The sequence below is a fragment of the Luteibacter sp. P1_D3 genome (assembly GCF_056406135.1).
Genome location: NZ_JBFUAT010000005.1, coordinates 116,580 through 135,901, shown reverse-complemented (window position 1 = coordinate 135,901; position 19,322 = coordinate 116,580). Strand labels below are relative to the sequence as shown.

General features: G+C 65.6%; 16 protein-coding genes. 14 read left to right on the top strand and 2 right to left on the bottom strand.

Going from position 1 to position 19,322, the window contains the following annotated elements:
* Nucleotides 1-15 precede the first annotated feature (15 nt).
* On the bottom strand, nt 16-1,929 hold the full coding sequence (locus tag AC1DYM_RS05740; RefSeq protein WP_477336825.1) for a M61 family metallopeptidase: 1,914 nt from the start codon (nt 1,927-1,929) through the stop codon (nt 16-18).
* Between the two features lie 156 nt (nt 1,930-2,085).
* On the opposite strand from AC1DYM_RS05740, the gene AC1DYM_RS05735 reads away from it, so the two are divergent.
* Nucleotides 2,086-2,535: a DUF4442 domain-containing protein gene (locus AC1DYM_RS05735; protein ID WP_477336823.1), complete on the top strand. Its 450-nt coding sequence runs from the start codon at nt 2,086-2,088 to the stop codon at nt 2,533-2,535.
* Nucleotides 2,536-2,618: 83 nt separating this feature from the next.
* On the opposite strand, the gene trxA is transcribed toward AC1DYM_RS05735, so the two are convergent.
* Entirely contained in the window at nt 2,619-3,491 is an 873-nt protein-coding gene (gene trxA, locus AC1DYM_RS05730) for a thioredoxin (RefSeq protein ID WP_477336821.1), read from the bottom strand.
* Nucleotides 3,492-3,593: 102 nt separating this feature from the next.
* Between trxA and AC1DYM_RS05725 the strand changes: the two genes are divergently transcribed.
* The 13 genes from AC1DYM_RS05725 (at nt 3,594) to AC1DYM_RS05665 (ending at nt 19,280) form a co-directional block, all read left to right on the top strand.
* Nucleotides 3,594-4,274, top strand: a complete 681-nt coding sequence (locus tag AC1DYM_RS05725) for a paraquat-inducible protein A (protein ID WP_477336819.1) — start codon at nt 3,594-3,596, stop codon at nt 4,272-4,274.
* Entirely contained in the window at nt 4,271-4,891 is a 621-nt protein-coding gene (locus tag AC1DYM_RS05720; protein WP_477336817.1) for a paraquat-inducible protein A, read from the top strand. Before AC1DYM_RS05725 ends, AC1DYM_RS05720 begins: the two co-directional genes overlap by 4 nt.
* The gene (locus tag AC1DYM_RS05715; protein ID WP_477336815.1) at nt 4,888-6,570 is read left to right on the top strand and encodes a PqiB family protein; all 1,683 of its coding nucleotides are present in this window, start codon (nt 4,888-4,890) and stop codon (nt 6,568-6,570) included. The genes AC1DYM_RS05720 and AC1DYM_RS05715 overlap by 4 nt, the downstream gene beginning before the upstream one ends.
* Nucleotides 6,567-7,157, top strand: coding sequence for a PqiC family protein (locus AC1DYM_RS05710; protein ID WP_477336813.1), 591 nt, complete (start codon nt 6,567-6,569; stop codon nt 7,155-7,157). The genes AC1DYM_RS05715 and AC1DYM_RS05710 overlap by 4 nt, the downstream gene beginning before the upstream one ends.
* A 95-nt stretch (nt 7,158-7,252) precedes the next feature.
* Nucleotides 7,253-10,000: a leucine--tRNA ligase gene (leuS, locus tag AC1DYM_RS05705; protein ID WP_477336811.1), complete on the top strand. Its 2,748-nt coding sequence runs from the start codon at nt 7,253-7,255 to the stop codon at nt 9,998-10,000.
* Between the two features lie 2 nt (nt 10,001-10,002).
* Complete coding sequence (locus tag AC1DYM_RS05700) at nt 10,003-10,554, top strand: LPS-assembly lipoprotein LptE (protein ID WP_477336809.1); 552 nt, start codon at nt 10,003-10,005, stop codon at nt 10,552-10,554.
* Between the two features lie 18 nt (nt 10,555-10,572).
* Nucleotides 10,573-11,577 carry a DNA polymerase III subunit delta gene (gene holA, locus AC1DYM_RS05695; protein ID WP_477336807.1) on the top strand — a complete coding sequence of 335 codons (1,005 nt, stop codon included), beginning with the start codon at nt 10,573-10,575 and terminating at the stop codon, nt 11,575-11,577.
* Nucleotides 11,574-12,215 (top strand): nicotinate-nucleotide adenylyltransferase, encoded by a 642-nt coding sequence (gene nadD, locus AC1DYM_RS05690; protein WP_477336806.1) that lies wholly within the window; start codon nt 11,574-11,576, stop codon nt 12,213-12,215. The genes holA and nadD overlap by 4 nt, the downstream gene beginning before the upstream one ends.
* Nucleotides 12,216-12,342: 127 nt before the next feature.
* Entirely contained in the window at nt 12,343-12,735 is a 393-nt protein-coding gene (gene rsfS / locus AC1DYM_RS05685) for a ribosome silencing factor (protein ID WP_075019287.1), read from the top strand.
* 7 nt (nt 12,736-12,742) lie between these two features.
* Nucleotides 12,743-13,213 (top strand): 23S rRNA (pseudouridine(1915)-N(3))-methyltransferase RlmH, encoded by a 471-nt coding sequence (rlmH, locus tag AC1DYM_RS05680; RefSeq protein WP_477336803.1) that lies wholly within the window; start codon nt 12,743-12,745, stop codon nt 13,211-13,213.
* A gap of 10 nt (nt 13,214-13,223) precedes the next feature.
* Complete coding sequence (locus AC1DYM_RS05675; RefSeq protein ID WP_477336801.1) at nt 13,224-13,781, top strand: Maf family protein; 558 nt, start codon at nt 13,224-13,226, stop codon at nt 13,779-13,781.
* Nucleotides 13,782-13,835: 54 nt separating this feature from the next.
* On the top strand, nt 13,836-15,323 hold the full coding sequence (gene rng / locus AC1DYM_RS05670; protein WP_046968902.1) for a ribonuclease G: 1,488 nt from the start codon (nt 13,836-13,838) through the stop codon (nt 15,321-15,323).
* A gap of 27 nt (nt 15,324-15,350) precedes the next feature.
* A complete protein-coding gene (locus AC1DYM_RS05665) occupies nt 15,351-19,280 on the top strand; it encodes a YhdP family protein (RefSeq protein WP_477336798.1) in 3,930 nt (1,309 codons plus the stop codon).
* Nucleotides 19,281-19,322 lie beyond the last annotated feature (42 nt).

Below are 19,322 nucleotides of genomic sequence, written 5' to 3'. Positions count from 1 at the left end.
ACGCCGGCCGCCACATCACTTCTTCGGCGTGGCGATCAGACCGATCAGGTCCTTGCCCTCACCGCGCACCAGGTGCGGATACTTCAGGCCGCCGTGATAGTCGACCTTCACGGTGCTGAACTCGTCGATGTTCTTGACCAGGAACTCGATCGGCGTGGTGGTCGACTTCGCGTCCGTCACCGCATCCTTCAGTGTCTGCCCGGAGAAGTCCTTGCCGTTGACGGCAACGATCGTCAGCCCCGGCACGAGCCCGGCCTTCGCCGCCGTGCCATCCCACTGCACGTCCTGGATCACGCCCTTCTCGGACACTTGCACGCCGAGTGAGTAAGCGAGGTTGATCGACTTGCGCAGGGTCTCGGCGGTCTTGTCGAAGCCACTGGGCTTGTCGTCGAAGACCACCTTCCAGCCACCATTCTCGATGCCGTGCTCGGGCAGGGTGTTGCCGGTGGCGTCGAGCCGCTGGCGCAGGAAGCTCGCCCAGTCGTAGGCCTGGACGCTGTTGAGCGTACTGACGACATCGTCGAAGGTATAGGTCTTCGTGCCGTACTCGCCATTGTCCATGCCGTAAAACGCACGCGCGAAATCGTCGAGCGAATGCTTGCCACCGGAGAGATCGCGGATCTTCGTGTCGACATCGAGCCAGAGCAACTGGCCTTCGGGATAGAAGTCCGTGCCGCGGCGGTAGTTGGACCAGCCACCACCGCCGGCGTACGTGAGCGGTGCGGCGTCGGCGGTGTCCTGCAGCGAACGCCATGAACGGCCCGTGCGGTTGGACATGCCGGCCGAGATACTGGCCAGCGAATCCCGCCACTGGTCCGTCGTCCAGATACCCGAGCGCGCGGCGAGCACGCCACACCAATAATCGGTCAGGCCTTCATAGACCCAGAGCAGGTCGTCCTGCATTGTCTCGGTAAAGGTCGGCGTCCACAGGTCGGCGGGGCGGCGGAACTTGCCGTTCCACGAATGCACGTACTCGTGCGGCAGCAGGGTGCCCGCAGCGAGGTTGACGTCGTTGTCGGTGAGGAAGTTGGCGAACAGGCGATCGTCGCTGGACTGGTGATGTTCCAGGCCGAAGTGTTGCGTGTGATCGGAATTGATCAACAGGAAGTCGTAGTGGCTGTAGTGATGTGCGCCGAACAGCTTGTTGGCCTGCACGATCAGCGCGCGTTGTCCCGCGATCTGCTTGTCGGTGGCTTTGACGCTGGCCGCGCTGTCGCCGACGATATTCAGATGCACCGCGGTCGATGCACCCGGTGCCAGGTCGACGCGATTGAAGTGGCGACCGGCGATCAGCGGTGAATCGACGAGGTTCTCGAAGCTGACCGCCTTGAAGCTCGGCGATGCACTGTCGGGCGTGTCGGTTTCCAATGCGCTGGCGAATTTCCAGCCCGCGGGCAGCTTCACGGTCGGCTGGATCATGATGCGGCTGGTGTAATAACCCGCCGGATAGAACGCCACCTGGTTGAACTCGAGGGCGACGAAGTTCGGCGTGGACGAGGGGCTGGAAGAGAACCCGCCCGACTCGCGCGGTGCAAGGAATTCGAAGGCCACGTCGAGCGTGTCGACGCCGGCGGGCACATCCACGTGCAGGGCGAACATCTCCTTGAGATCGCGGCGCCATGCGAGCGGCTTGCCGTTCGCGGAAATCGTCAGGCCGGCGACGTTCTGGATGGGACCCGATGGCGAGTGTTCGCCCGGGATCCATTTCGGATAGAACAACGTCAGTGGTCCGGACGCGACGGGGATGGTCTCGCGTACGTGGTAGATGTTCTTCGGTGCGTCGGTGAGGTCGACGTTGAGGCCGAGTGTGCCCTGGTAGGGCTGGTCGACTGGCGCGGGAAGATCCTGGGCGATAGCGGAGGAAGCTGAGAAAGCCATCGCCACGGCGAGGGCGGTGGGCAGGGTGGCACGGCGGAGCGTAAGGCGCATGGCTCGGATTCCCGCGGCGGGTAGGTGCGAATGATGGTAGGCGCGCGGACCCGGGTGGCCCCCTGCCATTGGTCACCCTTCGTTTAAAACGGGGGTCTTCGTTCGCCGCCCGGGCGCCACTAGGATGACTGGCTCCCCGATCCCGAATCCCTCGTCATGAAAGCAAGTACCCTGCGGCGCGTCCTCAACTGGTGGCCCCCGTTCCTTTTCGCAGGGGTCCGCGTGCTGCGACTCGACGACGACTATCGTCGTGCGCGGGTGCGGCTGAAACTCGCCTGGTACAACCGTAATTACGTGCGGACGCATTTCGGCGGCAGCCTGTTTTCGATGACCGATCCGTTCTGGATGATCATGACGTTGAAGAGCCTGGGCGACGATTACATCGTCTGGGATCAGGCGGGCGAGATTCGCTTCGTTTCGCCGGGTCGCGAGGATGTGTTCGCGGAGTTTCACATCGAGGAGGTCGTGCTGGACGAACTTCGCGCGGCGACGGCCAACGGCGAGAAGTGCCTTCGCTGGTTCGACACCGATGTGCGCACGGCGTCCGGCGAGCTGGTGGCGTCGGTGCGCAAGCAGCTTTACGTGCGCCGCAAGAAGGGGCGGTGAGGCAGAGCTGTGCGGAATCGCCGATAAATCGGCTCCTACCCAGCGAGTGAATCGGCGATGGGTGCTTGCAGGAACGCCCGGCTTCAAAAAACCAGCGACGCCATCTTCCGGCGGTACTGACTGACCAGCGCCGCATCGTCGAGCGTCATGAACGCCGCGAGCAGCCGCTTCTTCGCCTGTCCCTCGTTCCAGTCGCGCTGGCGCTTGAGGATGTCCAGGAACTGGTCCAGACCGGCGGCGGCCTCGCCTTCGATCAGCAGGCGCACGCCAAGCAGGTCGCGGGCCTCCCAGTCGGCGTCATCCGATTGCACGCGCGCCTGCAGGGCTTCCAGAGAGGGCGCGCCGGCCAGGGCACGGGCGAGCTCGAGCTGACTACGCAGGCGGACGGCGCGGGCATCGGTGGCGAGATTGGCGGGCAGGGCGTCGAGCTCGGACTGGGCCGAGGCCACGTTTCCGGCACGCATCAGGGCCAGCGCGAGGTCCAGTTTCAGTTCTGCACGCTCCGGCTCGGCGGCGATCGCCTGCTGGAGCCGGTTGATGGCCTCTTCGGCCGTCTCCGGGGTGACGGCTTCCACAGTCTCGTCGTTGGCGGCCTCGCCAGGCTGGACGCCATGCTTGGTCAGGAACTCGCGAATCTGGCCTTCGGGCAGGGCGCCTGCGAAGCCGTCCACCACCTGGCCGCCGCTGATCAGGATCACCGTCGGGATGCTGCGCACACCGAACATGGCCGCCAGCTGCTGCTCGGCGTCCACGTCGATTTTCGCCAGGCGGAAGCTGCCGTTGTACTCGGCGGCGAGCTTCTCGAGGATCGGTCCGAGCGACTTGCACGGGCCGCACCATTCGGCCCAGAGATCCACCAGGACCGGGGTCTCCAGCGAGGCCTTGATGACCTCGTCCTCGAAAGCGGCCGTGGTCGCGTCGAAGATGTGCTCACTACGGGTCTGGGCGCTGGTCACGTGGGGCTCCTGGGACGCTGATTCGATGCCCCATAAATCGGGGAAGAGGCGGAGCATATCAAGCCCGTACACCGTTTTAGGACTGATCCTACGTCTCTCGTCATGCGCCGTTTACGCGGATTTGCGATCATAGGCGGGCAGGCCACCGTGGCCTTGAACCGCCGGGACGGCATGCACCACGCCCAGAACCTGATCATTTGCGAGCACTGCGACTCCGTCTACCAGAAGCGGAAGCTGTCGCGTGGGCAGGTGGCCGACTGCACGGTCTGTGGCGCCGTCCTTGAGCGGCACCAGTGGATTGGGGTGGACGGGCAGTTCGCCCTGATCGTCGCCGCGCTGATCGTCTTCGTGATTGCCAACGTCTCGCCCATCGTGACCCTGAAGCTGTCCGGCATGGCCGAGGACACGACACTCTGGGGTGCCGTGATCGCCATGTGGAACGATGGTGCGCAGATCGTCGCCGTCTTGACGGCCCTGACCCTGTTCTTCTTCCCGCTCAGCCAGCTGGTGATCTTCGCCTGGGTGCTCTGGTTCGCCCGCGACGGGCGCCGCGCCCCCGGTTTCGCCGAGGCCATGACGGCGCTGGTGCGGGTCAAGCCCTGGAGCATGATCGAGGTGTTCATGCTTGGCACCCTGGTGGCCGTGGTCAAGGCGCACACGTATTTCGATGTCGTACCCGGGCCGGGTATCTGGGCCTTCGGTTTCCTTACCGTGCTCATCACGGTGTTCTCCAGTCACGACCCTCGCCATCTGTGGGATGTCACCGGGGACGCGAAAGCATGAGCGCGCCTCCGCGGGCCTCCGAACTCGGCATGATGTCGTGCCATGTCTGCCGTCTGGTCACGGCGTACAGCGAGGATCCGCACGCGCATTGCCCGCGTTGCCATAGCCCGCTGCACGTGCGCAAGCAGCGCAGCATCGCGCGATCATGGGCGTTGCTCCTGGCCGCGGCGATGTTCTACATCCCGGCCAACGTGTTCCCAATCATGCGCACGCAGAGCCTGTCCTCGAAGGACGACAACACCATCCTCAGCGGCATCTTCGAGCTGTGGCGGGCCGGCTCGCCGGGCCTGGCGGTCATCGTCTTCACGGCGAGCATTGTCGTGCCCATGCTGAAATTCATCATCATGACCATCCTGCTGGTCTCGGTGCAGCGATCGAGCGGCATGGTCTCGAAGCAGCGCGCGAGGCTCTACCGGTTCGTCGAACTGATCGGCTACTGGTCCATGCTCGATGTGTTCGTCGTGGCGATCCTCTCCGCCCTGGTGCACTTTCAGATTCTCAGCCGCGTCGAGCCCTTGCCCGGCGTGGTCTATTTCGGCGTAGTCGTCGTACTGACGATGCTTTCAGCCATGAGCTTCGATCCCCGTCTGATCTGGGATAACAGGAAATCGCAATGAGCGACACCAACCAAGGAACCACGCCGGTGCAGGACGACGACCTGCCACAACCGGAGGTGCGCAAGTCGAAGCTCGGCTTCTCGCTGATCTGGCTGGTGCCGATCATCGCCGCGCTGGTGGGTATTTCCCTGATGGTGACGCACTTCACCTCGGCGGGACCGAAGATCACGGTCACCTTCCTGACGGCCGAAGGCATCGAGGCCAACAAGACCCAGGTCAAGTACAAGAACGTGGTGATCGGCAAGGTCACCACCATGCGCCTGTCCAAGGACCGCACGCACATTTCCGTGGTGATCGACCTCGAAAAGGACGCCGCCGCGTTCGCGACCAAGGGCACGCGCTATTGGGTCGTGCGTCCGCGCATCGGCGCCAGTGGCGTCTCCGGCATCGATACCCTGCTGTCCGGCGCCTTCATCGGTGCGGATGCCGGTGATTCCCAGGACGACCAGAACGACTTCACGGGCCTGGAAACCCCGCCCGCCGTGACCCATGGCGCACCGGGCCGTCGCTTCGTGCTGCACGCCAGCGACCTGGGTTCGCTCGATATCGGCTCGCCTGTGTATTACCGGCGTATCCAGGTCGGCCGCATCGTGTCGTACGAGCTGGACAAGGATGGCAAGGGCGTGTCCCTGCAGCTCTTCGTCGACGGCCCGAACGATCGCTTCGTCAGCAAGGACGCGCGTTTCTGGAATGCCAGTGGCGTCGACGTTTCGCTGGGCGCGGACGGTCTCAAGCTCAATACACAGTCGCTCGCCACGGTGATCGCCGGCGGCGTCGCGTTCCAGGATCCGCCCGGGCCGCACGACGAAACCGCCGCCCCGGAAATGAACGAGTTCACCCTGTTCAACGACCAGGGCACGGCGATCGCGCCGCCGGACGGCAAGCCGCGTTACATCCGCATGCGCTTCGAGCACTCGTTGCGCGGCCTCGCGGTGGATGCTCCGGTGGAGTTCCTTGGCGTGAAGTTCGGCCGCGTGGTCTCGGTGAACCTCGACTACGACGCGAAGACGCAAACCTTCCCGGTCATTGTCGGTGCCGTGGTCTATCCGGACCGTCTGGGCCAGGCCCATGACAAGCTGGCCAAGCTTTCCGGCGGTGACGGCGACTCGGAGATGCCGAAAATCATGAGCGGCCTGGTGGCCCACGGCCTGCGCGCCCAGGCGCGCAACGGCAACCTGCTCACCGGTCAGCTCTACATCGCGCTGGATTTCGATCCGAAGGCGAAGAAGGTCGAGTTCAATCCGAATGCCCGTCCGTTCGAGATCCCGACCACGCCGGGCGATTTCGATCACATCCAGGAACAGGTGGCCAGCATCGTCGACAAGATCGAGAAGATCCCGTTCGATTCGATCGGCAAGAACCTCGACGGCAGCCTGCATGAGCTCAATGGCACATTGAAGCAGGTCAACACCGAACTGCTGCCCCAAGCCAAGCGCACCCTGCAGGGGGTGAACAAGACGGTCGGCACGGCCAACGATGCGCTGTCGGAGGATTCGCCGCTCCAGCAGAACATCGGCAACACCCTCGAGGAACTGCAGCGCACGATTCGCTCGGTTCGCGCTTTCACCGATTACCTCGGTCGTCACCCCGAGGCGTTGCTGCGCGGCCGTGGCGCCGACGCCGCGCCGCCGGTCTCGACGCCGGCGACCCCGAAGCAGGGCAAGGACGTACAGCCATGATCCAGACACTTCGCCATGTCGGCACCGCCAGCCTGATCCTGGCGCTCGGCGCCTGCTCCTCGGCGCCCACGCACTTCCACACCCTGGTGCCGTCCTCGGCACCGATGGCCTCCGTCGCCGCGCCCTTCGTCATCGACGTGCAGGCCGTCGGCGTGCCGGCGCAGGTGGATCAGCCCGCGCTGGTGCTGCGCCACGGCGCCACCGGCGTCTCCGTAGTGGATGGCGAACGCTGGGCCTCACCGCTCGGCGACGAGATCCGGGGTGCGCTCGTGGCCGACCTGTCGACCCGACTGGGCACGCACGACGTGCACGGCCTGCCGCACGCCAAGGGCGACAAGGTCGTCCGGGTGCAGCTCGATGTCCGCCGTTTCGACTCCGAAGTGGGCGGCAGCGCCACCCTGGAGGCCAGCTGGTCGGTCCGCTCCGGTGAGACGGCCGGTGCGGCCTGCGCCTCGCGGGCCAGCGAGCCGGCCGGATCGAGCTACGACAGCCTGGTCGAGGCCCACCAGCGGGCCATCGGACAGGTCGCCGATCAGGTCGCCGCCGCCGTCCGCGCCGTTGCCGCCGGCCAGTCCACCTGCCAATAAACCATTCCACCTGCCTGGTGGCCTTTCGCTTTGCCTGAACCGCTCTCGTGGGATAGTCTCCCGCGATTGTGAGCATCCCACCGGTACCCAACACCATGCAGGACACCCAAGACCAGGGCACGCGCGAACAGGGCGGTTACGCCCCCGACGCCGTCGAGACCGCCGCCCAGCGCTTCTGGAACGCCACCCGCGCGTTCGAAGTGACCGAGGACGCGAGCAAGCCGAAGTATTACTGCCTCTCGATGCTGCCGTATCCCTCGGGCGCCCTGCACATGGGGCACGTCCGCAACTACACGATCGGCGACGTAATCAGCCGTTTCCAACGCCAGCAGGGCAAGAACGTCTTGCAGCCGATGGGTTGGGACGCGTTCGGCCTGCCCGCCGAAAACGCCGCGATCAAGAACAACACGGCGCCGGCGAAGTGGACGTACAAGAACATCGAGCACATGCGCGACCAGCTCAAGCGCATGGGTTTCGCCTACGACTGGACCCGTGAGGTCACCACCTGCCGTCCCGAGTACTACCAGTGGGAACAGCAGATGTTCACCCGGCTGATGAAGAAGGGCCTGGTGTACCGCAAGAACAGTGTCGTCAACTGGGATCCGGTCGACCAGACCGTGCTGGCCAACGAGCAGGTGATCGACGGCCGCGGCTGGCGCTCCGGTGCGCTGGTCGAAAAGCGCGAGATCCCACAGTGGTTCCTCAAGATTACGGCTTATGCGCAGGAGCTGCTCGACGGCCTGGATACGCTTCCCGGCTGGCCCGATGCGGTCAAGACCATGCAGCGCAACTGGCTGGGTCGTTCCGAAGGCCTGGAAATCCAGTTCGACGTGGACGGTGAAGCCCAGCCGCTGACCGTGTTCACCACGCGGCCGGACACCTTGATGGGTGTCTCGTACGTGGCGGTCGCGGCCGAGCATCCCATCGCCACGCGCGCCGCCGCGGGTAATCCGGGCCTTGCCGCGTTCATCGAGAGCTGCAAGGCAGGCGGGGTGTCCGAAGCCGAACTCGAGACGCAGGAAAAGCGCGGCTATTACACGGGCGTCGATGCCACGCATCCGCTCACCGGCGAAAAAGTGCCCGTGTGGGTCGCCAACTTCGTGCTGATGGGCTACGGCACGGGAGCCGTCATGGCCGTGCCGGGTCACGACCAGCGCGACTGGGAATTCGCCCAGAAGTACTCCTTGCCGATCAAGATGGTCGTCGTCGATCGCGGTGTGGTCGATGCCGTCGCGGAACTGCGCCGCGATCTCGCGGCCGAGGGCGGTGACACGCTGCAGAACGCCCTGGAAGGCGGTTCCTCCGACGCCTACCAGTCGTCCGCGGCGGTCGAGACCATCAAGACCTTCGAATCGAACATCCAGACCGCCGGCGCGTACACGGAATACGGCACGCTGATCAATTCGGGTGCGTTCGACGGCCTCGAGTTCAAGGCCGCGTTCGACGCGATCTCGCTGGCGCTGATTGCCGCCGGGCGCGGCGAGCGTCGGGTCAACTGGCGCATCCGCGACTGGGGCGTGAGCCGCCAGCGCTACTGGGGCTGCCCGATCCCCGTGATCTACTGTCCCAAGTGCGACGCCGTGCCGGTGCCCGAGGACCAGTTGCCGGTCGTGCTGCCCGAAGACGTCGCGTTCTTCGGCGTGCAGTCGCCGATCAAGGCCGATCCCGAGTGGCGCAAGACCACGTGCCCGTCGTGTGGCGGTCCCGCCGAGCGTGAAACCGATACCTTCGACACCTTCATGGAGTCGAGCTGGTACTACGCGCGTTACACCAGCCCCGGCGCGAAAGCGCAGGTGGACGAGCGGGCCAACTACTGGACGCCGGTCGACCAGTACATCGGTGGTATCGAGCACGCCATCCTGCATCTGCTCTACTTCCGCTTCTATCACAAGCTCATGCGTGACGAAGGGCTGGTGAACAGCGACGAGCCGGCGACGAACCTGCTCTGCCAGGGCATGGTGATCGCCGAAACCTACTTCCGGAAGGAAGCCAATGGTTCGCTCACCTGGTTCAATCCGGCCGACGTGGACGTGCAGCGCGACGAGCGCGCGCGCATCGTCGGCGCCGTGCTTCGCAGCGATGGCGAGCCGGTGGAGATCGGTGGCATCGAGAAGATGGCCAAGTCCAAGAACAACGGCGTCGACCCTCAGTCCATGGTCGACAAGTACGGCGCCGACACGGTGCGCCTGTTCTCGATGTTCGCTGCGCCGCCGGACCAGTCGCTCGAGTGGAACGAAGCGGGTGTGGAAGGCATGGCCCGCTTCCTGCGCCGGCTGTGGCGCGATGTCGCCGCGCATGCCGAGGTGGCCGCCACGGCGCAGGGTGAAAATGCCGCCGCGGACGGCGCGCGCAAGGCGCTTCGCCGCCAGCTGCACGAGACCATTCAGAAGGTCACCGACGATATCGGTCGGCGCCAGTCGTTCAATACGGCTATCGCCGCGCTGATGGAGCTGTTGAACGCCCTGGCGAAGTTCGATGACGCCAGTGCGCAGGGCGCCGCCCTGCGCCAGGAGGCGTTCACCGCCGTGGTCCAGCTGATCAATCCGTTTACCCCGCACATCGCTCATGCGTTGTGGCAGGTGCTCGGTCACGGCGAGACCCTGGTCGAGGATGCCGGCTGGCCGGTGGTGGACCCGACGGCCCTGGTCCGCGATTCGCTGACCTACGCGGTGCAGGTCAACGGCAAACTTCGCGCTACCATCGAGGTGCCCGCCTCGGCTTCGAAGGAAGATGCCGAGGCCATGGCGCGCGCCGAGCCCACCGTGGCGCGCATGCTCGAAGGCCAGACCGTGCGCAAGGTGATCGTCGTGCCCGGCAAGATCGTCAACATCGTCGCAGGATAATCATGAGCCCGATCCTCTCCCGTTCCCTGCGTACCGCCCTGGTCCTCGCCGCCGTCGCGCTGGTCAGTGGCTGCGGTTTTCATCTGCGGCAGAYCGCGGCGCTCCCGCCGGGCATGAAGAAAATCCACCTGACGGTGGCGGCAGGTGGGATGCTGCAGCGCGAGTTGAGCCGCGCGCTGTCGAATTCGAATGCGGAGATCGTCGACCACGCCTCGGTAGACGCGGCCGACCTGACGGTCACGGCGAACACGTTCCGTACCGACTCGCTGACGGTGAGCGGTACGGCGCGAGTGACCGAGTACGCGGTCCGCTACCACGTCGATTTCAACGTGCGGGCGGGTGATGGCACGGTCATCGTGCCCTCGCAGTCGGTCGATATGTCCCGTGAATTCAGCTACGACGCCACCAACACCATCGGCACGGCCAGCCAGACCGAGGAGCTGCAGCGCAGCCTGATCGGCGACATGGTCCAGTCGATCCTGTTCCGTCTCGAGGCCGCCGGCGCGCATCCCGCCGCCGCGGCGACGCCGGCGCCCGCGCCCAGCGGCACCTGAGGAAGCCCGACGGTGCCGATGAGTCCCGGGCAGTGGCAGAAGCATCTCGCCGGTGATCGGATGGCGCCGGTGTATCTGTTGGCCGGTGAGGAACTGCTTGTGCTCGAAGCGGCGGATGCCGTCCGGGCGATGGCGCGCCGACTGGGGTACAGCGAACGCGAAGTGCTCGAAGCGGACAGCCGCTTCGACTGGGACGATCTCGCCCGGTCGTCGGCCGGCCTTTCCCTGTTCGCCACCCAGCGTCTGCTCGATCTGCGTCTGGCCGGTGGCCGGGCGGGCAAGGACGGGAGTAGCGCGATCAGCGAATTCGTCGCCAATCCGCCACCCGATACGACCCTGCTGATCACCGCCACGGAGTGGAGCACCAAGCACGAGGCGGTGTGGACCAGGAACGTCGATGCCGGCGGCATCCAGGTCGTGTTCAACGCCCCGCGTCCGAATGAGTGGAGCCAGTGGATCGGCGCGCGCCTCACCTCACGGGGGGTCAAGGCCAGTCCCGATGCTGTGGCCATGCTGGCCGAGCGGGTCGAAGGCAATCTGCTGGCTGCCGCCCAGGAGATCGACAAGCTCGTGGTCCTGGCAGGCGACCAGCGTCTGGATGCGGCGACGCTCGAAGGCCTCGTCGCCGACAGTGCTCGCTTCGACGCGTTCAAGCTGACCGACGCCGCGTTTGCCGGGGAGGGTGGTCGTGCCCTGCGTATCCTGGCGGGTCTGCGCTCCGAGGGCGACGAGCTCATCGCCTTGATGGGCTGGCTGGTCAATCAATTGCAGCTGGCCCTGCGCCTGGCCAACGCGCGCGATTTCGCGGCGCAGGCCAAGGTGGAGCGGCTCTGGCCGGCGCGCGAGCAGCTGTTTCGCAAAGCCCTGCGCCGTGCGCCCCGTGAACACTGGCTGGCCTGCCTGGCGCGTGCGGCCCGGATCGATCGCATGGCCAAGGGGCGCGAGCAGGGCAATCCCTGGCTCGAGGCCGAGCGCCTGATCGCCGCCATCGCCGAACCCCGGGCCGCGGTAGCGTTCGGATGAGCCCTGTGCGTCCGCTCGCGATCCTAGGGGGCACCTTCGATCCGATCCATCACGGGCACCTGCGTGCCGCCTGGGAGGCCGCCGAGGCGCTCGACGCCGAGGTCCGCCTGGTGCCCGCGCGCACGCCACCCCACCGACCGGCACCCGTCGCCGATGCGGCCGGTCGTGTCGCCCTGCTTCGGGCGGCGCTCGCCGGCCAGGACCGGCTCACCATCGACACCCGTGAGCTGGATCGCGACGGCCCCTCTTATTCGGTCGACACCCTGGCATCGCTGCGTGCGGACGTCGGGCCGGAGCGGCCGCTGGTATTGCTGGTCGGAGCCGATGCGTTTGCCGGGCTGGCATCCTGGCACCTGTGGCGGGAGCTCTTCGCGTTTGCCCACGTCGGTGTGCTGAACCGGCCCGGCGTGACCCATGTCCCGCCGCCGGAGCTGGCCGATTTCATCGCCGGACGCCGTTCGGAGCGGGTCCATGGGCCTGCCGGGACGGTGATCGACATCGCCATCACCCCGCTGGATATCGCCGCGACGGCGATCCGTGAAGCGTTCGCGGCCGGGTATGAACCACGGTTCCTGCTGCCGTCGGCCTGTTTCCAGGATGAGGCCTTGCTGGCGCCTTACCGGGCCCTCGGGCGCTGATCGCCGATAAATCGGCTCCTACCGGGCGGGGGCCGGAAATACCTGTCCAGGCATTTGACGCGCCCCGCGGCGGCGGGGGTTATACTGCCCTCGAAGCCGGCATTCCGCCGCATGAGGTTTTCGCATCTTGAGTTCGACCGCATCCCGCAAGGCCAAGGGCAAGTCTGCCGACAACAACGAGCTCCTGCGCCAGCGCGTCGTCGCCGCGCTCGAAGACCTCAAGGCCAAGGACGTTCGCGAAATCGACGTTCGTGGCAAGACCTCCATCGCCGATATTCTTTTCATCGCGTCGGGCACTTCCGCCCGTCACGTCAAGTCGATTGCCGACGAAGTCATCAAGTTCGCCAAAGAGGCGGGCGTGATGCCGCTCGGCGTCGAAGGCCAGACCGAAGCCGAATGGGTATTGGTCGACCTGGGCGACATCATCGTCCACGTGATGATGCCCCGCATCCGCGAGTTCTACGGCCTCGAGCGCCTGTGGACCGTGGGCGACGACGGCTTCGAAGCCGCCAACGACTGAGCCCGCGGTGCGGGCTCGACTCATCGCCGTCGGCGAACGCATGCCGGCCTGGGTGGCTGAAGGCTTCGCCGAGTACCGCAAGCGGCTTTCGCACGAGCTCCCGCTGGAGCTGATCGAGATCAAGCCTGGCACGCGGGGCAAGGGTCGCGACGATGTACGCGCCACGCTCGACGAAGGCGCGGCCATCCTGGCGGCGCTGCCTCGCGATATCCACGTCGTGGCGCTCGATGGACGCGGCAAGACCTGGTCCAGCGAAGATCTCGCCCAGCAACTCGAACAGTGGCGAATGGGCGGTCGCGATATCGCATTCCTCATCGGTGGGCCCGACGGCCACGCACCGGAGGTGCTCGCCCGGGCCGACCAGCGCTGGTCGCTTGGCCCGCTGACCCTACCGCACATGCTTGTCCGTCTCGTGCTGGCCGAGCAGTTGTATCGCGCCACCACCCTGGTGGCCGGCCATCCTTACCACCGCGCCTGAAGGACACGCCGTGCTCTACCTGGCTTCGCAATCGCCGCGCCGGCGGGAACTCCTTGCCCAGATCGGCGAAAGCCCCCGGGTGCTCGACGTCGATATCGAAGAGATCCGGCAACCAGGGGAAGCTCCCGACGCTTACGTCGCACGGGTGGCGCTGGATAAGGCGCGCGCGGGTTACGCGATGGTCTCGAACGAAAGCGGTGCCCGGGTGATTGGCGCCGACACCGAGGTGATCCTGGGTGACGAAGTATTCGGCAAGCCTCGCGACGCAGCGGCCGCCGTGTCGATGCTGTGCCGCCTGTCCGGTCGCGAGCACCGTGTCGTTTCAGCGGTCTGGCTGATCGATGAAAAAGGAGAGCGTCATACACTTTCGGAATCGATCGTGCGATTCGCCCCCCTCGACGCGGCCCAGATCGACGACTATGTCGCCAGCGGCGAATGCTTCGGCAAAGCCGGGGCCTATGCCATCCAGGGTCGCGCAGCGGCCTTCATCGAACACCTTTCCGGCAGCTATTCGGGCGTCATGGGCCTGCCGCTCCACGAAACTTCCCGGCTCCTCAGGAGTCAGTGACATGTTATCGACGCGCGGGCTATAAAGCGCGATGACTTAAGGATAGGGGCTGGTGTGAGCGAGGAAATCCTGATCAATGTCACGCCGCGTGAGACGCGAGTGGCCGTTGTCGAAAATGGCATGTTGCAGGAGGTCCACGTCGAGCGCGCATCGAAGCGCGGCTACGTCGGCAACGTGTACAAGGGTCGCGTGCAGCGCGTCATGCCCGGCATGCAGGCGGTGTTCGTCGAGATCGGTCTCGATCGCGCGGCGTTCCTGCATGCCTCGGATATCGTTCGTGCCCCGTTGCCGCCCACCGATGCGCCCACGGATGGCAAGTCCAACGGCCACGGTCCCGTGCCGCCGATCAGCGAGCTCGTCCACGAAGGCCAGGAAATCGTGGTCCAGGTGGTCAAGGATCCCATTGGCAGCAAGGGGGCGCGTCTTTCCACGCATCTGTCCATCCCTTCGCGCTATCTCGTCCTGCTGCCGCATTCGCGGACGCTGGGCGTATCCGTGCGTATCGAGGAAGAAGCCGAGCGTCAGCGACTGAAGGACATCATCACGCCGCTGATTGGCGAGAACCCGCTGGGCTACATCGTTCGCACCAACGCGGAAGGGCAGTCCGAGGAGTCGCTCGCTTTCGACGTGACCTACCTGAGCAAGGTATGGCGCGTGGTCCAGGAGAACATCCAGAAAGCGAAGATGGGCGAGCGTGTTTACGAAGAACTCTCGCTGCCGCTGCGTTCGCTGCGCGATTCGCTGAACGACGGCATCGAGAAAGTGCGTGTCGATTCACGCGAAACCTACGAGAAAACCGTCAAATTCGTGCAGAAGTTCATGCCGGTGCTGTCCGACCGCATCGAACACTATGCCGGTGAGCGGCCAATCTTCGATCTCTACGGGGTAGAGGACGAGATCCAGCGCGCTCTCCGTAAAGAGGTGCCGCTGAAGTCCGGTGGCTACCTCATTGTCGACCAGACCGAAGCGATGACGACCGTCGATGTGAACACGGGTGGCTACCTCGGCAGCCGCAACCTCGAAGAAACGGTCTACCGCACCAACCTGGAGGCGGCACAGTCCGCGGCGCGCCAGCTTCGGCTGCGCAACCTGGGCGGCATCATCATCATCGACTTCATCGACATGGTGGATGACGAGCACAAGCGGCAGGTGCTGCGCATGCTGGAGAAGGGCCTGCTGAAGGACCACGCCAAGACCACGGTCTATCCGATGTCGGCGCTGGGCCTGGTCGAAATGACCCGTAAACGCACGACGGAGAGCCTGGAGCGCCAGCTCTGCGAACCGTGTCCCGCATGCAGCGGCCGCGGTGCGCTGAAGACCGCGGAAACGGTGATTTACGAGATCTTCCGAGAGATCACGCGTGCCGTCCGCCAGTTCAACGCCCAGAAGCTGTTGGTCATGGCGAGCCCCAAGGTCGTCGGCCGTATTCTTGAGGAAGAGTCCGCCGCCGTCGCCGAGCTCGAGGAGTTCATCGCCAAGAGCATCCGCTTCCAGGCGGAAGAGCATTATTCGCAGGAACAGTTCGATGTCGTACTGCTCTGACGCCGGCGCTCGCCGGAACGTAGGCCGGTGAGTCCCGGCTGGCGCCATCGCGCACGACGCCTGCGGTTCTTCCTTCTGGGTCTGGTCGCAAGCGTGCTGGTGGCGCTTGCGCTGGTGATGGCGGTTGGTCAGCTGCTGCTGCCGCTGGCCGCGCGCTATCCCGACCGGGTCGCGGCGCTGCTGAGCAAGCAGCTCGGCAAGCCGGTGCGCTTCGGTTCGCTGGAAGGCTTCTGGCGGCCATCCGGCCCGTTGTTCGTGATGCGCGACGTGACCATCGCGCCGACCGAAGGCGGTGACGCGCTGCGCCTGCCCCAGGCGGCGGTGAAGCTCGACTTCGGTGCCTTCGTGCTGCCCTCGCGCCACCTGCTCAATCTTCGTCTGCGCGACATGCGCATGGGCCTGCATCGTGCGACCGACGGACGCTGGAGCATCGATGGCTTCGGTGCCGGCGGCGGTACGCAGAAGGTGTCGTTCGGCAATCTTTCCGCGGATCTGTGGCTCAGCAATCTCCACCTGGATATCGCCGACGACACGACGCACCGCAGTTATGGCCTTATCGCCGACCAGCTGCGCATCAGCCTTCAGGGCCAGGCGGTTCGGGTCGGTGGTAGCTTGCGGCGCGAAAACGTCAGCGGCCTGCTGACCGCGGCCGGACGCTTCGCCGCTGACGGCTCCAGTGGCCGTGTCTACGTCAAGGGCGCCGACCTGGATCTCGCCGCGCTCACGGCCGACGTCAACGCCGGTGGCTATGCGCTGGCGGGCGGCAAAGGCGGTTTCGAATCCTGGCTCGACTGGCGCGATGGCCACGTGGTCCGCGCCACCTCGCGCATCGCGTTCGACGGACTTGCCGTACGAGGTCCGGCACGCACCGTGAGTACGCCCGGCCTGCACGGTATCGTCGACATGCATCGCACCGCCGACGGCCAGCGCATCGATTGGGCAGGTGCCGATGGCGGGGACGTCGCGTTCGTGACCCACGTGCAGGCCGATCGCAGCGATGGCACGGTCGTCGCACGCAGGATCGATCTCGGACCACTGTTGCCCTGGGTCGGCATCGCACCGCAGGTGTCTCCGTCGCTGGCCCACTGGCTCGCGGACGGGCGACCGCGCGGACGCTTCAACGACGTACGCGCCGACTGGGATTCCGTGGCGGGACTCCGCTTCGTCCACGCGACCTTTGCCGGGCTGGGCATCGACGCGATCGGCAAACTGCCTGGCGTATCGAAACTCGATGGCGAAGTGTTCGGCGATGACCAGTCGCTCGCGCTCAGCCTGCCCCGACAGGCCACCACGCTCGATTTCACCGGCGTGTTCCGCAAGCCCTTCGTGATGTCCATGGTGGGTGGCGACGTCGCGGTCTACAAGGATGGCGACGACTGGCATATCGGCGCCGATCCGCTGGACTTCCAGGGCGAGGGTTTTGGTGGTCAGGCGCGCGGCGAGTTCGTACTTCCCGGCGCGGATACCGGTCCGTTCGTGGACATGTATGTCGCCCTCGGGCCGGGCGACGTGCCGGCGGCCAAGCTCTTCTGGCCGCATTCGATGTCCGAGGGATCGCAGAACTGGCTCAACCGTGGCCTGGTCTCGGGCCATATCGAAAGCGGTTCGGCCCTGGTCCGCGGCAACCTTCGCGACTGGCCGTTCCGTAACCAGGAAGGCCGTTTCGAGGGACGCGCCGTCATCAACGACACGGTGCTCGAGTACGGCACGGGTTGGCCGCGCGCCGAAGGACTGTCGGCCGTGGCCAGCTTCATCGACAACGGCATGTATATCGAAGCCAGCGAAGGTCACTCGCTTGGCAATGCCGTCAGCGCCGCGACCGCGGCGATTCCCGATTTTGCCGAGGGCATCCTCGACCTGAAAGTGAGTGGCGCGGGTACCGGCAACAGCTTCCTCGATTTCATCAAGAACAGCCCCATTGCCAGCAACAGCCGCGAGTCGATCGACAAGCTGAAGCTGGGCGGTACCGGCGAGTTCGGCTTCAACCTGCTCATGCCGCTGGCCAACGCGCATGACGTGACACTGGATGGCAAGGCCACGCTGAAAGACGCCGACCTCGTCGCCAACGAATGGAAGCTGCGCCTGGACAAGATCACCGGGCCGATGAGCTTCGATGCGAGGGGCTTCACGGCGTCCAACCTGAAGACCTCGTTCCACGGCCAGCCCGCCGCCCTGAATCTCGCCATCGCCGGCGCGACCGGCGATCCGGCGAAGGTCATCGATGCGTCGATTACGGGGGCCTTCACGGTGAACGAGATGGTCGCCGATTACGAAAACCTTGCATGGCTAGGCGACACGGCCAAGGGCCGCGGCAACTTCCGCATCGGCTATGTGCTTGCAAAAACGGGGCAGGGCGATGCGACCTCACAGGCCCTGACCGTCGATTCGGATCTTCGCGGCGTGGAGTTGATGCTGCCGACGCCGGTAAAGAAACCAGCGCCGCTCGCGCAGTCCCTGTCCCTGCGTGTGGGCCTGCCCGTGGACGGTGCGCGTCTGGATCTCGCACTCGGCGACATCGTGCGTGGGCGGCTACGCCTGCCCACCGACAAACTGCCGATCGCCGCGGCATTCAATCTCGGCGCCACGGTACCGGGTGTCATGCCCGCACAGGGTTACCTGATCGGCGGGCACGCGTCGAAACTCGATGTGTCCGGCTGGGTGCAATACGTGGTCGGCATGTCTACCAGCGGTAGCGGCGGTCCCGGCCTGAGTGGCCTGGACCTGGTCACCGACGACGGCGAGGTGTTCGGCCAGCATTTTTCCAACATGCATATCGTGGCAAAGCCCGGTCCCAAGGAGCTGTCGCTTCGGGTCGACAGCGATGCCATGGCCGGCCAGCTCACCGTACCCAACGAAGACATGCGTCGCCGTGGCATCACCGCGCGCATGGACCGCTTGTGGTGGCCGGCAGCGGACGATGCCGCCGATGCGTCCAAAAAGGGTAAGGCCGCCGCCGGTGCCGCGGCGACCGTGGCATCGACGACGTTGAAGGCTGAAGACAAAGCCGCCGCAGCCGCTAATGCGTCGACGGCAACCAGTGCGGCGGGGGGCGACGCGTCGTCGACGGCCGCGATCGCGACGGCAAAGAAGCCGCCCGATGCGAACGAGGCGGGCGTCGCTCCTTCCAGTCTGCCGCCACTGCATCTTCAGGTGACGGACATGCGTCTGGGCAAGGCCAAGCTGGGCGAAGCGCGTCTGGAAACCTGGCCGACCGACGAAGGCATGCATATCGATCAGCTGCGCGCACAGTCCAAGAACGTCCAGATCACAGCCACCGGCGACTGGACTGGCGACGAAAAGCGCAGTCGTACGCATCTCACCATGGACTTCGCCTCCGAAGACGTGGCACGCATGCTCGATGCCCTCGGTTTCGTCGGTATCTTCCAGGGCGGACGCACGTCGGCGAAACTCGACGCGGTGTGGCCGGGCGGCCCGTCAGCGCTCGCGCTGGCGAACATGGACGGTACGCTCAAGATCGATATCGCCAACGGTCGCATCCTCGAAGTGCAGCCCGGCGTCGGCCGGCTTTTTGGCCTGGTCTCCGTCGCCGAGCTACCGCGTCGCCTCTCGCTCGACTTCGGTGATGTCGTGGGCAAGGGCTTCGGTTTCGACTCCATCACCGGCGACTTCCGCTTTGCCAATGGCGATGCGAGCACGCAGAACCTCAAGATCAAGGGCCCTGCCGCCGAGATCACGATCACCGGCCGCACTGGACTCAAGATCCACGACTACGACCAGGAGGTGCTGGTGGTGCCCCACCTCGGCAGCAGCCTGCCGATCGTCGGCGCTATCGCCGGCGGCCCCGTCGGTGCCGCCGCCGGCCTTGCCGTGCAGGGCATCCTCGGCCACGGCCTCAACCAGGCCGCGCGCAAGCGCTACCACGTGACGGGAACCTGGGAAAAACCCATCTTCACCCCGATCGAGAAAGGCAGCGCCTCCACCGCGCCTTTGCTTTAGCCCCGCTTCTTGTAGGAGCCGATTCATCGGCGAAAGCCAACG

What these genes read in the sequence shown, in the direction of transcription:
- AC1DYM_RS05725 (WP_477336819.1), top strand. Translation starts at nt 3,594, where the DNA reads ATGCGCCGTTTACGCGGATTTGCGATCATAGGCGGGCAGGCCACCGTG.
- leuS (WP_477336811.1), top strand. Translation starts at nt 7,253, where the DNA reads ATGCAGGACACCCAAGACCAGGGCACGCGCGAACAGGGCGGTTACGCC.
- AC1DYM_RS05710 (WP_477336813.1), top strand. Translation starts at nt 6,567, where the DNA reads ATGATCCAGACACTTCGCCATGTCGGCACCGCCAGCCTGATCCTGGCG.
- AC1DYM_RS05720 (WP_477336817.1), top strand. Translation starts at nt 4,271, where the DNA reads ATGAGCGCGCCTCCGCGGGCCTCCGAACTCGGCATGATGTCGTGCCAT.
- AC1DYM_RS05735 (WP_477336823.1), top strand. Translation starts at nt 2,086, where the DNA reads ATGAAAGCAAGTACCCTGCGGCGCGTCCTCAACTGGTGGCCCCCGTTC.
- AC1DYM_RS05740 (WP_477336825.1), bottom strand. Translation starts at nt 1,929, where the DNA reads ATGCGCCTTACGCTCCGCCGTGCCACCCTGCCCACCGCCCTCGCCGTG.
- AC1DYM_RS05715 (WP_477336815.1), top strand. Translation starts at nt 4,888, where the DNA reads ATGAGCGACACCAACCAAGGAACCACGCCGGTGCAGGACGACGACCTG.
- holA (WP_477336807.1), top strand. Translation starts at nt 10,573, where the DNA reads ATGAGTCCCGGGCAGTGGCAGAAGCATCTCGCCGGTGATCGGATGGCG.
- nadD (WP_477336806.1), top strand. Translation starts at nt 11,574, where the DNA reads ATGAGCCCTGTGCGTCCGCTCGCGATCCTAGGGGGCACCTTCGATCCG.